Annotated in this window: 11 protein-coding genes; 9 read left to right on the forward strand and 2 right to left on the reverse strand. The window is 61.5% G+C overall.

Features of this window, described 5'->3' with window-relative positions; all coding sequences use genetic code 11:
* Positions 1–6: 6 nt before the first annotated feature.
* The gene (locus HZ993_RS23195; RefSeq protein WP_209395048.1) at positions 7–765 is read left to right on the forward strand and encodes a spermidine synthase; all 759 of its coding nucleotides are present in this window, start codon (positions 7–9) and stop codon (positions 763–765) included.
* Positions 762–2,549: a GspE/PulE family protein gene (locus HZ993_RS23200; RefSeq protein WP_209395049.1), complete on the forward strand. Its 1,788-nt coding sequence runs from the start codon at positions 762–764 to the stop codon at positions 2,547–2,549. Before HZ993_RS23195 ends, HZ993_RS23200 begins: the two co-directional genes overlap by 4 nt.
* Here HZ993_RS23200 and HZ993_RS23205 read toward each other — a convergent pair.
* On the reverse strand, positions 2,546–3,463 hold the full coding sequence (locus HZ993_RS23205; RefSeq protein ID WP_209395050.1) for a LysR family transcriptional regulator: 918 nt from the start codon (positions 3,461–3,463) through the stop codon (positions 2,546–2,548). The two genes, HZ993_RS23200 and HZ993_RS23205, sit on opposite strands and share 4 nt — an antisense overlap.
* Positions 3,464–3,661: 198 nt before the next feature.
* On the opposite strand from HZ993_RS23205, the gene HZ993_RS23210 reads away from it, so the two are divergent.
* Entirely contained in the window at positions 3,662–4,705 is a 1,044-nt protein-coding gene (locus HZ993_RS23210) for an asparaginase (protein WP_245214019.1), read from the forward strand.
* A 92-nt stretch (positions 4,706–4,797) separates the two neighbouring features.
* On the opposite strand, the gene HZ993_RS23215 is transcribed toward HZ993_RS23210, so the two are convergent.
* Positions 4,798–5,685: an adenylate/guanylate cyclase domain-containing protein gene (locus HZ993_RS23215; RefSeq protein ID WP_209395052.1), complete on the reverse strand. Its 888-nt coding sequence runs from the start codon at positions 5,683–5,685 to the stop codon at positions 4,798–4,800.
* Positions 5,686–5,840: 155 nt separating this feature from the next.
* Between HZ993_RS23215 and HZ993_RS23220 the strand changes: the two genes are divergently transcribed.
* The 6 genes from HZ993_RS23220 to ahpF all read left to right on the forward strand — a co-directional run bounded on the left by HZ993_RS23220 (position 5,841) and on the right by ahpF (position 13,629).
* Positions 5,841–7,718: a serine/threonine-protein kinase gene (locus HZ993_RS23220; protein ID WP_209395053.1), complete on the forward strand. Its 1,878-nt coding sequence runs from the start codon at positions 5,841–5,843 to the stop codon at positions 7,716–7,718.
* A 111-nt stretch (positions 7,719–7,829) separates the two neighbouring features.
* Positions 7,830–8,318, forward strand: a complete 489-nt coding sequence (locus tag HZ993_RS23225) for a tripartite tricarboxylate transporter TctB family protein (RefSeq protein ID WP_209395054.1) — start codon at positions 7,830–7,832, stop codon at positions 8,316–8,318.
* 16 nt (positions 8,319–8,334) lie between these two features.
* On the forward strand, positions 8,335–9,849 hold the full coding sequence (locus HZ993_RS23230) for a tripartite tricarboxylate transporter permease (protein WP_209395055.1): 1,515 nt from the start codon (positions 8,335–8,337) through the stop codon (positions 9,847–9,849).
* Positions 9,836–11,128 (forward strand): DUF3422 family protein, encoded by a 1,293-nt coding sequence (locus tag HZ993_RS23235; RefSeq protein WP_256440999.1) that lies wholly within the window; start codon positions 9,836–9,838, stop codon positions 11,126–11,128. The genes HZ993_RS23230 and HZ993_RS23235 overlap by 14 nt, the downstream gene beginning before the upstream one ends.
* A 121-nt stretch (positions 11,129–11,249) precedes the next feature.
* Entirely contained in the window at positions 11,250–11,813 is a 564-nt protein-coding gene (gene ahpC / locus HZ993_RS23240; protein ID WP_209395056.1) for an alkyl hydroperoxide reductase subunit C, read from the forward strand.
* A 247-nt stretch (positions 11,814–12,060) separates the two neighbouring features.
* The gene (gene ahpF / locus HZ993_RS23245) at positions 12,061–13,629 is read left to right on the forward strand and encodes an alkyl hydroperoxide reductase subunit F (protein WP_209395057.1); all 1,569 of its coding nucleotides are present in this window, start codon (positions 12,061–12,063) and stop codon (positions 13,627–13,629) included.
* The last annotated feature ends 55 nt before the right edge of the window (positions 13,630–13,684 follow it).

The raw sequence follows: 13,684 nt of genomic DNA on the forward strand, positions 1-13,684 counted from the left end.
ATCCCCATGGCCCGAAAAGAATCCACCACACTCCCCGAAGTCAATTTCTCCGACGAAGGCCCCATCCGCCACCTGCACCTGGACAGCATCTGGATACAGGGCTCCATGCTGGTCGACGCACCCAATGTGCTGGTGCACGAATACATCCAGCGCATGATGGCCTGGCTGCTGTTTGTAGACCCCGCCACGGTGCCCAAGCGCCAGGCCTTGCAACTGGGCCTGGGCGCTGGCTCCCTGACCAAGTTTTGCAACCGGGTGGTGCGCATGAAGACCACCGCCATCGAACTCAACCCCCAGGTGCTGGCCGCCTGCCGGGGCTGGTTCCACCTGCCGCAGGACAACAACCGCTTGAAGGTCATACTGGCCGATGCCGAGCAGGAAATCAAACAGCCCCACTGGCAGGGTGTTGTAGATGCCCTACAGGTGGACCTGTACGACCAGGAGGCCGCAGGCCCGGTGTTGGACAGCGCAGAGTTTTATGCCGATTGCCGCAAGGTGCTGACCGAAGATGGCTGCATGACCGTCAACCTGTTTGGCCGTTCGTCCAGCTTCCAGCGCAGTGTGGACAATATGGCCATGGCTTTTGGTGACGATGCCATATGGGCCTTCAAGGCCACCCGCGAAGGCAATACCGTGGTGTTGGCACAGCGCACACCCGTTCGCCCCACACGCGCCGTACTGATGGAGCGCGCCGACACCATCCAGCGCCAATGGGGCCTGCCGGCCGACAAATGGGTGCGCGTTTTTAAACCGGTGACAGCATGACTACCAAAACACATTCCCCCCACGCGGCCAAAAAAGACCACAGCGGCCCTATCGATTGGCGCCGCCTGGTGGAGTGGTTGTATGCCGATGGCGTGATTTCTGAAGAGCAGGCCAACAAGACCATTGCCCGCTGCGCCCAGGCCGAAAGCGCGCAGCACCCGCTGGTGCGCCTGACCGCCGTGTCCATGCGCCGCGCCTCGGACAACAAGTTGCTGGATATCGAGTTGCTCACCCAGTGGCTGGCCGAGCGCACGGGCATGGAATACCTGCGCATAGACCCGCTCAAGGTGGATGTGAGCAAGGTGGCCGATGCCATGGGTGCGGTCTATGCCGAGCGTCACCGCATCCTGACCGTGGTGGTCAACGCGCACGAGATCACGGTAGCCACGTCCGAGCCTTTTGTCGTGGATTGGGTGGCCGAGGTGGAGCGGCAGTCGCGCCGTGGCGTGCGCCGTGTGTTGGCCAGCCCGCAGGAGATACACCGCTACACGGCCGAGTTTTATGCGCTGGCCAAGTCGGTCAAGGCCGCCAACAAGGCCGGTGTGAACAATGGCGCCAGTTTTGAGCAACTGGTGGAGTTGGGCAAGTCCAACAAACAACTCGATGCCAACGACCAGAGTGTGGTGCAGGTGGTGGACTGGTTGTGGCAATACGCCTTTGACCAGCGCGCCAGTGACATCCACCTGGAGCCACGGCGCGAGCAGGGTGTGATCCGTTTCCGGATTGACGGCGTGTTGCACCAGGTCTACCAAATGCCCATGGGCGTGCTCAATGCCATGACCGCCCGTATCAAGCTGCTGGGCCGTATGGATGTGATCGAAAAACGCCGCCCGCTGGACGGCCGTATCAAGACCCGCAACCCCAGTGGTGACGAGGTCGAAATGCGTATTTCGACGCTGCCGACCGCCTTTGGCGAGAAGATGGTGATGCGGATTTTTGACCCCGACAACACGGTCAAAGACCTGGAAGCCCTGGGCTTCTCCGCGCACGACGGCCCGCGTTGGGAGGGGCTGGTCAAGCGGCCCCACGGTATTATTCTGGTCACCGGCCCCACGGGTTCCGGCAAGACCACCACGCTGTATTCCACCCTCAAACGCGTAGCGACTGAAGAGGTCAATGTCAGCACGGTCGAAGACCCGATTGAAATGATCGAGGCAGCGTTCAACCAGACCCAGGTGCAGCCGCAGCTGGACTTTGGTTTTCCCCAAGGTCTACGTGCCCTGATGCGCCAGGACCCGGACATCATCATGGTGGGCGAAATCCGCGATCTGGAAACTGCTGAAATGGCGGTGCAGGCGGCGCTCACCGGTCACCTGGTGTTCTCAACCCTGCACACGAATGACGCGCCATCGGCTATCACCCGGCTGATGGAGCTGGGCATACCCCAGTACCTGATCAACGCCACGCTCCTGGGCGTGTTGGCCCAGCGCCTGGTGCGTACGCTATGCAAACACTGCAAGGTGCGCGACGAGGACGCCGGGCGCGAAGCCCTGGCCGAGATGATCAAGCCCTGGAACATCAACGGCGGTTACAAACCCTACAAGCCCGTGGGTTGTGTGGATTGCCGCATGACCGGTTTTATGGGGCGTATGGGCCTGTATGAGCTGCTGGTGGTGTCGGATGCGTTCAAGGCCAAGGTCACGGCCGACCCCAGTATCGACATCCTGCGCAAACAGGCTATTGCCGATGGCATGCGCCCCCTGCGCCTGGCCGGTGCCTTACGGGTGGCCGAAGGACAGACCGTGATTGAAGAGGTGCTGATCTCTACACCGCCGCTGAGCTAAGCAGTGCCCTGACCGCGCTGGATCGCCTGGGTCAGCAGGTCGGGCAGCATGGCCAACATACGCTGTGCCTGGCGCCCCGGCGGCGTGGCGGTGGCGTGGTAGGCGTAGAGGGGTAGCATGGGTAAATCGTGCAGCTCCACGGCCACCATGGTGCCGGGGTCCAGGTTGCTGGCGGTCAGAAAATCGATCACCGTCCATCCCAGTCCCAGCCGCACCAGTTCCAGGGCCAGGCGCGAGGTCTGCACCCGTATGCCCGAGGCCATGTTGACCCCCAACTGCTCACCCAGTTCGTCGATGACGGCCCGCATGGGGTCGTCGCCCAGCAGGCGTATCAACGGTGTTTTGGACATGAAGGAAATAGGGTCTGCCCGTTTGACCCGCACGGCGCGCAGCCAGATGTCGCGCGTCACCACCAGGTGCAAGCGCCCGCTGACCAGCAGTGTGCTCTGCAGCTGCGGGTGCGGGTGGGGGTAATAGCCCAGGGCAAAGTCCACACTGCGGTCCAGCAACACATTCACCATCTGGTCCTGGTGCAGCGTGCGCACCTCCAGTTGCACATGGGGGTGGTGTGCGGCATGTTGGGCCAGCACGGTGGGCAAAAACTCGTGCGAAATCGAGGGTATCGCCGCCAGCCGCACCTGGCCCTGGTCCACGCCGCGCAGGTTGACCGAAATGCGGCGCAACTGCTCCAACTGCTGGTGGATGTTGGCCGACTCGGCAAACAGCACCTGGGCTTCGGGTGTGGGCAGCAACTGGCCTTTGTTGCGCGTGAACAGCGGGTAGCCCAGTTGTAGCTCGGTGTGGCCAATGGTCTTGCTCACCGCAGAGGGTGTGATGCAGATCAGGCGTGCAGCAGCACTCATATTGCCGGTTTGCATGACAGCCTGGAACACTTCGAGTTGGCGCAGATTCATGCGTGGGATTGTGCAACTCTGCGGCGCTAATGGGGTGTGAGTTTTGCTCATACCCCACGGCTGATTATTCCGCAGGTACAGGGCTTGGCGCTTTTTACCATGGGCCACCGCGCAAAACCTGTGCGGGGTGAACGCCAAAACCATAACTGGAGATTTCCCTTGCATACCCCAACACTTCCCGAATCCAAGCTCAAGAACATCGTGGCCGGACTGGCCCTGACCGCCTTGACCACCTGTGCGCTGGCGCAGGCCGCCAAACCCAATGTGGTGGTGCTGGCCACTGGCGGCACCATCGCCGGTGCGGGTGCCTCGGCCATCAACAGCGCCACTTACGCTGCGGCCAAGGTGCCGGTGGACAAGCTGCTGGCCGGCTTGCCAGAGTTGTCCAACGTGGCCAACGTCAAGGGTGAACAGGTGTTCCAGATCGCATCGGAAAGTTTCACCAATGACAACCTGCTCACCCTGGGGCGCCGCGTGTCGGCACTGGTCAAACAGGCCGACGTGGACGGTGTGGTGGTCACCCACGGCACCGACACATTGGAAGAAACCGCCTACTTTCTGAACCTGGTGATCCACACCAACAAGCCTATTGTGGTTGTGGGTTCCATGCGCCCGGGCACAGCCCTGTCGGCGGACGGCGCTTTGAACCTGCTCAACGCAGTGACGGTGGCTGCGAGCAAAGACGCCGCTGGCAAAGGTGTGCTGGTGACCATGAACGACGAGATCCAGAGCGGGCGTGACGTCAGCAAGTCCGTCAACATCAAGACCGAGGCCTTCAAGAGCCAGTGGGGTGCACTGGGCATGGTGGTGGAGGGCAAAAACTACTGGTTCCGCGCGCCAGTCAAGCGCCACACGGCCCAGTCGGAATTCAACATCGACAGCATCAGCACCCTGGCGGCGGTGGACATTGTCTACAGCTACGGCAATGTGCCCCGCACGCTGTTTGATGCGGCTGGCAAGTCCGGCATCCAGGCGCTGATCCATGGTGGACCTGGCAACGGCTCGGTGGCAGACCGCATCGTGCCGGCCTTGCAGGAGTTGCGCCAACAGGGCATACAGGTCATCCGCTCCAGCCGCGTGCCCGATGGTTTTGTGCTGCGCAATGCCGAACAGCCCGATGACAAATACGACTGGGTGGTGGCGCACGACCTGAAGCCGCAGAAGGCCCGCATACTGGCCGCGGTGGCCCTGACGCAAACCCGCGACACCAAGGAACTGCAGCGCATCTTCTGGCAGTATTAAAATGCTGGTTGCAAGATAGTTCTAAGCGAAATTGGCCTCTAGCCCCCGTCGGTACTGCATATATTGCTATTATTTATATAGCAATTGTGTGGTCAGCTGACCTCGAATGACACCAGCGGGGCCTTGTCGGCGTCTATCTTGCAGCCCAGGGACAGCTGCCCAAAGCCCACCAGAAAACACTCGGTGCGCCGCAGCGCCACGGCTTCGGCCTGGTTGCCAAAATACACCCAGGTGCCGAAGCTGGAGGCATCACTCAGCACAATCTGGCCGCCGCGGCTGCGTATGGTGGCGTGCACCCGGGAGACGCGGGGGTCCAGCACCGGCAGCGACGCATCGGTCGACCGGCCAATGGTGATGCCGGTGTTGGTGAGCTGAAAGACCTGGGTGCGCCCCTGCACGGTGAGCGCAAGCGACTGGTGGGCCGTGGGGGTGTACATGGACATGCCCATGGCCGTGGCATCCACATCGCGGCCACTTTGCCATTCCACCCGGTAAATATGGGATATCTGTGATTTGCCCCGCAGGTGCATAGGCCCCAGGCTGCGCAACATGGGGCGCTGGGCGGCTACCAGTTCGTCCCATACGTGTTGGGTGGTCAGTATCTGGTCGGCACCGGCCAGGTCGGCCAGGCGGGAGGCGCTGTTCACCGCATCACCAAAACAGTCACCATCGATCTCCACCAGCTCACCCGACTCCACGCCCATTTGCATCTGAATGGGCGCGGTGCCGCCCACGGGGATAACGGGATCGGTCTGGAAGCGTGACTGCAAGGTCACACAGGCGGTGACGGCACTGCCCGCATCGGGGAAAACGGCAAAGACGCCGTCACCCAGCAGCTTGACCACACGCCCCTGGTGTTGCTCGAACACCTTGCCCAGCAGCCCGGTGAGGCTGTTCATCAGCAGCGAGGCGTTGGCATCACCCATTTGCTCAAACAAGCCCGTGCTTCCAACGATATCGGCAAAGACAACGGTAGGCATCAATAGACTTTCGTCAGAGAAGTGCGGGAGTGGCGCGCCCGGCAGGCAACGGTTGGGGCATCCTATCCGATTTATCCGGGTGGTGTCATCGTCTGTCTGCTAGCATGGCTCACTGGTCCAGTTTTCCAAGGAATTCCCAGGTTTACGAACCCCCTATGGCGGATATTGAAAAATTAGGCAGATACGACATCGTTCGCGTGCTGGGCAAGGGCGCGATGGGTGTTGTCTACGAAGGCCGCGACCCCAATCTGGACCGCCAGGTGGCGATCAAGACCATACGGGTGCAAAGCCTGTCTGCAGAAGCGGCCTCTGAGTACGAAGTGCGTTTCCGCACCGAGGCACGTTCTGCTGCGCGACTGCACCACCCCAATATCGTCAGTGTGTTTGATTCGGGCCAGGACGGCGACACCGCCTACCTGGTCATGGAGTTCATCCAGGGTGAAGACCTGAAACACCACCTGGAGAACGGCGCGCGCTTCTCCGTGCGATCCTCCATCGTGATGGTGCACGACCTGTTGATGGCGTTGGACCACGCCCACCGGCAAAACGTGGTGCACCGGGATGTCAAACCCGCCAACATGCTGATCGAGCTCAGCGGCCGGGTCAAGCTGACCGACTTTGGCGTAGCCCGTATCCAGGAGCCCGATGAAACCCACCTGACCCAGGTGGGCGGTGCGGTTGGCACACCCAAATACATGTCGCCCGAGCAGGCCAAAGGGCTGCGGGGCGATTCGCGCTCGGACGTGTTTTCTGCCGGTGTGGTGCTCTATGAGCTGTTGACCGGCATATTGCCCTTCGATGGCGAGAACCAGTTTGTGGTGATCCACCAGATCGTGGGCCACGAGCCTACCAAGCCCAGCATGCTCAACCCGGACGTGCCCGCTGCCATGGACGAGGTCATGGCCCGCGCCATGGCCAAAAACCCGGATGAACGGTATGCCACGGCGCGTGAGTTTGGCCTGGCCTTGCGGGTGGTCGCACAACACATGGGCGCGTCGTCGGGCGACCAAAATGCCGATGTGGCCGCGGAGCTGGGCAAGATCATCGCCAACCGGGTGCCCGTGGCACCACCCGCGGCGCTGCGGGATGGCTCCAGCACGGGCATCTTTGGTCCCGGCCCGGATGTGTCCATGGTGACCACCGTCAACCATGAAGAAGAACTGGGCAATTGGAACAAGATCAAGGACTCCACCGTCAGCCAGAACTTTCTGGACTACCTGGCGCGGTATCCCGCCGGCATTTACGCCCGGCGTGCCCAGCAGCGCTTGGACCAGCTGGCACTGGACAATACATCCAGCCGTGCCAAAACCCTGCCGCAGTTTCGCCCGCAGGCGGATGAGCCCGATCTGGACTCGACCATGGGCCCCTTTGCCGCCACACAACCTGCTCCTGCTCCCGCCCGGGCTGAAGCGGCAGCAGTGGCCGCTGTGGTTAAACAGGGCTCCAAGGGCCCGCTGTGGGCGATTGCCGCCGCCATTTGTGTGCTTGTGGTGCTGATGGTGGTGTTGTGGCCCAAACTGCAGACAGGTGGGGAAACCCTGGTCACCGAGGCACCGCCGGTGGTCGCCGCCGCGCCCGGCGCATTGCCATCGCCCCCCATCATCGAAGAAAAAGAGTCCGATTCGGTGCCCGTGCAGTTGCCCAATACACAGGCTGCGGCGGCCTCCCGGCCCAGCGTGGGGGCGTCTGTGCCCGCGGCCAAACCATCCCGACCTGCTACGGCCGCATTGGCCAGTGCATCCGGTCCCGCCAAGGCCAATGCCGCTGCCCCGTCTACGCCACCTGCCGTGCAAGCGCCCGTGGCAGCCGCCCCAGTGGCACCGCGTGAGCCTGCGCCAACGCCTGCCGTGCAGGGCAACAACATCGGACCGTCTGCAGCCGGTCAGGTCTGTTCGGACAAGGTCTTTATCTTCCGTATTGCCTGTATTGCCGAGCAATGCAAAACAGACCGCTTCCGCCAGACCGGTGAATGTATTCGCTTCAGAGAGATGGAAAAAAAGCGCGAGGAAGGTGCCGCCATCCAGCAACGCTGATGGGTGCACGGCGCCACAGCGGTCGGGCACCGGCATTCCAGGGCTTGCTTTGTGGCACACTGGTCCGCTAAAAAGCGCGACACGGTCGTAGAAAAACAGGAGAACGCTGTAGTGAATATCAAAAGCCAAAAAGACTTTTTCTCGGGCCTCATGTTTATGGGGGTCGGTGTCGCCTTTGCTTGGGGCGCCAGCGGCTACACCATCGGCAACGGTGCCCGCATGGGGCCGGGTTATTTTCCGCTGGTGTTGGGCATATTGCTGGCCTTTATGGGCAGCATCATCACCTTCAAGGCGCTGGTGGTCGAAACCGTAGACGGCGACAAGATCGGCAGTTTTGCCTGGCGCCCGCTGATCTTCATCATCCTGGCCAACGTCGTGTTTGGCATCATGATTGGTGGCCTGCCACGTATTGGCTTACCGCCCATGGGCCTGATTGTCGGCATTTATGCACTGACTTTTATTGCCTGCCTGGCCGGTGATGGCTTCAAGCTCAGGGACGTGTTGATTCTGGCCACGGTTCTGGCCATCTTCAGTTACCTTGCCTTTATCAAGCTGCTCAATCTGCAGTTTCCCGTGTGGCCCGCCTTTGTTGGCGCCTGATTAGGACTGTCTATCCATGGAATTGTTCAACAATCTGGCGCTGGGTTTTGGCGTGGCCTTCACGCCCGTCAACCTCATGTATGCCTTCATCGGCTGTTTTTTGGGCACCGTCATTGGTGTGCTGCCCGGCATTGGGCCATTGGCGACCATTGCCATGCTGTTGCCGGCCACCTATGCGCTGCCACCCGTTTCCGCGCTGATCATGCTGGCCGGCATCTATTACGGCGCGCAATATGGTGGCTCTACCACCGCGGTTCTGGTCAACCTGCCGGGTGAATCCTCGTCTGTAGTCACCACCATTGACGGCTACCAGATGGCGCGCAATGGGCGGGCCGGGCCGGCCTTGGCGGCGGCGGGTCTGGGCTCATTTTTTGCCGGTTGTGTGGGCACGCTCATTCTTGCGGCCTTTGCGACACCTTTGACCGAGCTGGCGTTCAAGTTTGGCCCGGCGGAGTATTTTGCGCTGATGATTCTGGGCCTGATCGGCGCGGTGGTACTGGCTTCGGGTTCCTTGCTCAAGGCCATTTCCATGATTGTGCTGGGATTGCTGATGGGCATGATTGGAACCGACGTGAATTCGGGTGTGCCACGCTTCAGTTTTGACATCCCGGAGCTGACCGACGGCATTGGCTTTATCGTCATCGCCATGGGGGTGTTTGGCTACGGCGAAATCATCAGCAACCTGGGTAAACATGCCAGCGAGCGCGAGGTGTTCACCGCCAACGTGACCGGCTTGTGGCCCACCAAGGAAGACTTCAAAAACATGGTGCCCGCGGTGCTGCGCGGCACGGCGCTGGGCTCCTTGCTGGGCATCTTGCCCGGCGGTGGTGCGGTGATGGCAGCGTTTGCCGCCTACACCCTGGAGAAGAAAACCCCCCTGAAACCCGGCGAAGTGCCACTGGGCAAGGGCAATATCCGCGGTGTGGCCGGCCCCGAAGCGGCCAACAACGCGGGCGCGCAGACTTCGTTCATCCCGCTGCTGACACTGGGCATTCCGCCCAACGCCGTCATGGCGCTGATGGTGGGTGCCATGACCATCCACAACATCCAGCCAGGCCCGCAAGTGATGACCGGCAACCCTGAGTTGTTTTGGGGTCTGATTGCGTCCATGTGGATCGGCAACCTGATGCTGATCATTCTGAACCTGCCGCTGATCGGCATCTGGATCAAGATGCTCAGCGTGCCGTACCGCTGGCTGTTTCCGTCCATCGTGCTGTTCTGCGCGATTGGTGTGTACTCCACCAACAGCAATGTGTTTGACATCTGGATGGTGGCGCTGTTTGGTATCGCGGGTTACCTGTTCATCAAGCTGGGCACCGAGCCCGCGCCGCTGTTGCTGGGCTTTATTCTGGGCCCCATGATGGAAGAGTATCTGCGCCGCGCGCTGCTGCTGTCGCGCGGTGACTGGAGCGTGTTTGTGACGCGCCCCCTGTCTGCCAGCTTGCTGGCCGCCGCGGTATTGTTACTTGTGATTGTGTTGCTGCCATCGGTCAAGTCCAAACGGGAAGAAGCATTTGTTGAAGAAGACTGACGGTTTGCCCCAGCACGCGCAGCGGGTCGCGCTGCACAACGAAATCCACGCCAGGCCGCCCGAGGCCATGGACGTCCCGCTCAGCATCTCCCATGTGGTCATGGTGTGTGATGCCGCCCAGCGTGAGGCCAGCTGGGGCCACATGGCGGCCCTGGCGCGTGACCACCACCTGCCCGAGCCGGTAGCGGGCTCCACCCATGCCCGCATGGACATGGGCCCTTACCGTGTGCGCTGGGAGCTGCACACCGAGTTTGTGACGTGGACCTTCATGCGCAAAGCCCACGCCACGCAGTTTGGCGAGCGCGAGCCCGAGACCGCGCTGGATGCCGTGCCCCAGCGCTGGTTTGCCGCGCTGCCGGGCGAGTGCCTGGCCAGCCTGCACCTGTGGGTCATGCCCAGTGCGGCGTTCGAAGCAGGTTCTCCCGTCAAACACGTGTTGTACGAGGACACGCTGGTGGCCTCTACGGTGGCCGACGGTTTTGCCGAGGTCTACACCGACTTTGCGGTCCATGCCGATGGTTTCTCTCGCATGGTGCTGTTGGCCGGTGCCATGGCGCCGCGCCGCCTGGGCCGCCTGGTGCAATGCCTACTGGAGATCGAGACCTACCGCATGGCCGCGCTGCTGGGCCTGCCCGCTGCGCGCGAGGCCTCCATGGTGCTGGCGTCCGCCGAGCGTGAGCTGGCCGAGCTGGCCCAGGCCATTCGCTCGGCCACCCGCAACGACGAACCCCTGCTGCTGGACCGCCTGACCCGCCTGGCGGGCGCCGTGGAAAGCCAGCACGCGGCCACCCACTCACGCTTCTCGGCCAGCGCCGCCTACTTTGAACTGCTGGACAAACGCATCGCCGACATTGCTGAGTCGCGCCTGGCCGGTATGCAAACCATTGGTGAGTTCATGGACCGGCGCCTGACCCCCGCGCGCAGCACCTGCGCCTGGTCGGCCCGGCGGCAAGATGCGCTGTCGCAGCGTGTGTCCCGCATCAGCAACCTGCTGCGCACCCGGGTCGAGATCGAGCAACAGCAAAGCAGCCAGGCCCTGCTGGCCACGATGAACAGCCGGCAAGACATACAAATCAAGCTGCAGGCCACGGTGGAGGGCCTGTCGGTGGCCGCCATCACCTATTACATCGTCGGCCTGGTCAGTTACCTGGCCAAAGGCGCCCAACCCTGGGGTTGGCCCTGGAGTGCAGAAGTGACGGCGGCGGGCGCGATCCCGTTTGTGGCCGGGGGCGTGTGGTGGTCATTACGCCGCATGCACCAACGGGTCTTTCGGAGTTGATCGCCTAGCAATAGGTTTTGACAATGAAATCCATTGGATCAATCAACCCACTAAATGCATAAGACCGCCTAAGATTCACCCTGTTCAGTTTGTAGAACAACCCATTCAAGAGGAAAAATCCATGTCTTTGATCAATACCCAAGTCCTGCCTTTCAAGAACGAAGCCTTCCATAACGGCAAGTTCATCACGGTGACGAACGAGACCCTGAAGGGCAAGTGGAACGTGTTCATTTTCATGCCCGCCGCTTTCACCTTCAACTGCCCCACCGAAGTGGAAGACGCTGCTGAACACTACGCAGAATTCCAGAAGGCCGGTGCCGAGGTCTACATCGTGACCACCGACACCCATTTCGCCCACAAGGTCTGGCACGAAACATCGCCTGCCGTTGGCAAGGCCAAGTTCCCGCTGATCGGTGACCCTACACACGCTCTGACTCGCGGCTTTGACGTGCACATCGACGAAGAAGGCCTGGCACTGCGCGGCACCTTCATCATCGACCCTACAGGCACCATCAAGACGCTGGAAATCCATTCCAACGAAATCGCCCGTGACGTCAAGGAAACCGTGCGCAAGCTGAAGGCAGCCCAGTACACCGCCGCCCACCCCGGCCAAGTGTGCCCCGCCAAGTGGAACGAAGGCGCAAAGACCATCACTCCATCCCTGGACCTCGTCGGCAAGATCTAAACAGACGACTTTCGCTGCAAACAGCAGCGTAGCGATTTTGGGGTCGGATCCGCGTAGCGAAGCGCAGACGGCTCAGACCCCAATATCGCGGGTCGGCGAGCAAGTTCGACCCGGCAACAAGCCGGACAGCGTCAAGGTGCGTCAGCACCTTGCCGTCCGGCTTTGTTGTTTGTGAAATATGCCTCTAGCCCCTGTGAAATATCATTCGGGCGCTATCAAAATAGTAGTAATTAATAAGGAAACCACCATGCTCGACCAAGAACTCAAGACACAGCTTGCCAGCTACCTGGAACGCGTGAAACTGCCGTTTGAGATGGTGGCATCGCTGGACGACAGCGAAACCGGCCGCGACATGCTGAGCCTGCTGCAAACCATCCAAAGCCTGCGCAGCGACATGATCACGCTGCGCCTGGACGGGCAAGATGCGCGCAAGCCATCCTTCAGCCTGCAGCGCACCGGCAGCGCCACCAACCTGCGTTTTGCCGGCCTGCCCCTGGGCCACGAATTCACATCCCTGGTGCTGGCGCTGCTATGGACCGGCGGCCACCCACCCAAGGTGGAGCAGTCCGTCATCGACCAGATCACGGCCTTGGAAGGCGACTTCAACTTCGAGGTCTACATGAGCCTGACCTGCCACAACTGCCCGGACGTGGTGCAGGCCCTGAGCCTGATGGCGATACTGAACCCCAAGGTCAAGACCACGGTCATCGAAGGCGGTGCCTTCCAGGACGAGGTCAAGGCGCGCGAAATCATGGCCGTGCCCATGGTGTTCCTGAACGGCCAGATGTTTGGCTCCGGCCGCATGATCCTGGAAGAAATCGTCGCCAAGCTCGACACCGGCGCCGCCGCACGTGACGCCGAAAAGCTGTCCGCCAAGGCCCCCTACGACGTGCTGATGGTCGGCGGTGGCCCCGCCGCCGCGGCAGCCGCCGTGTACGCCGCCCGCAAGGGCATCCGCACCGGCATCGTGGCCGAGCGTTTTGGCGGGCAGGTGAACGACACGCTGGCGATTGAAAACTACATATCGGTGCTGGAGACCGACGGCCCCAAGTTCGCGATGGGTCTGGAAGCCCACACCCGCGCCTACGACGTGGACATCATGAACCTGCAGCGGGCTGACGTTATCGTGCCGGCAGCACAACCCGGCGGCCTGATCGAGATCAAGCTGGCCAATGGCGGATCGCTCAAAGCCAAAACCGTGGTTTTGTCCACCGGTGCGCGCTGGCGCAATGTCAACGTGCCCGGCGAGCAGGAGTACAAAAACAAGGGCGTGGCCTACTGCCCGCATTGTGACGGCCCGCTGTACAAGGGCAAACGCACGGCGGTGATTGGCGGTGGCAACTCGGGTGTGGAAGCCGCCATCGATCTGGCCGGCATCGTGGCCCATGTCACGCTGGTGGAGTTTGCCGACCAGCTGAAGGCCGATGCCGTGTTGGTCAACAAGCTCAAGAGCCTGCCCAATGTCACCATCCACACCAACGCCCAGACCACCGAGATCACGGGCGCAGATGGAAAAGTGAATGGCCTTCGCTACAAAGACCGCGCCACCGGTGAAGAGCATTTGGTGGAGCTGGAAGGCGTGTTTGTGCAGATTGGCCTGGTGCCCAATACCGAGTGGCTCAAGGGTACGGTGGAGTTGAGTAAGTTTGGCGAGATCATTGTGGACGCCAAGGCCCACACCAATCTGCCCGGCGTGTTTGCGGCAGGTGACTGCACCACCACGCCGTACAAACAAATCGTCATCGCGGCGGGTGATGGCGCCAAGGCGGCCCTCAGCGCCTTTGATTACCTGATCCGCACGCCGGCTACGGCCTGAATGGTGGGGCTGCGCGGCCGGACCATGGGCCGCGCTACCATTCAAGCCCCAACCA

Source organism: Rhodoferax sp. AJA081-3, assembly GCF_017798165.1.
Taxonomy (GTDB): domain Bacteria; phylum Pseudomonadota; class Gammaproteobacteria; order Burkholderiales; family Burkholderiaceae_C; genus Allorhodoferax.

What these genes read in the sequence shown, in the direction of transcription:
- HZ993_RS23195 (WP_209395048.1), top strand. Translation starts at nt 7, where the DNA reads ATGGCCCGAAAAGAATCCACCACACTCCCCGAAGTCAATTTCTCCGAC.
- HZ993_RS23200 (WP_209395049.1), top strand. Translation starts at nt 762, where the DNA reads ATGACTACCAAAACACATTCCCCCCACGCGGCCAAAAAAGACCACAGC.
- HZ993_RS23205 (WP_209395050.1), bottom strand. Translation starts at nt 3,463, where the DNA reads ATGAATCTGCGCCAACTCGAAGTGTTCCAGGCTGTCATGCAAACCGGC.
- HZ993_RS23215 (WP_209395052.1), bottom strand. Translation starts at nt 5,685, where the DNA reads ATGCCTACCGTTGTCTTTGCCGATATCGTTGGAAGCACGGGCTTGTTT.
- HZ993_RS23220 (WP_209395053.1), top strand. Translation starts at nt 5,841, where the DNA reads ATGGCGGATATTGAAAAATTAGGCAGATACGACATCGTTCGCGTGCTG.
- HZ993_RS23230 (WP_209395055.1), top strand. Translation starts at nt 8,335, where the DNA reads ATGGAATTGTTCAACAATCTGGCGCTGGGTTTTGGCGTGGCCTTCACG.
- ahpC (WP_209395056.1), top strand. Translation starts at nt 11,250, where the DNA reads ATGTCTTTGATCAATACCCAAGTCCTGCCTTTCAAGAACGAAGCCTTC.
- ahpF (WP_209395057.1), top strand. Translation starts at nt 12,061, where the DNA reads ATGCTCGACCAAGAACTCAAGACACAGCTTGCCAGCTACCTGGAACGC.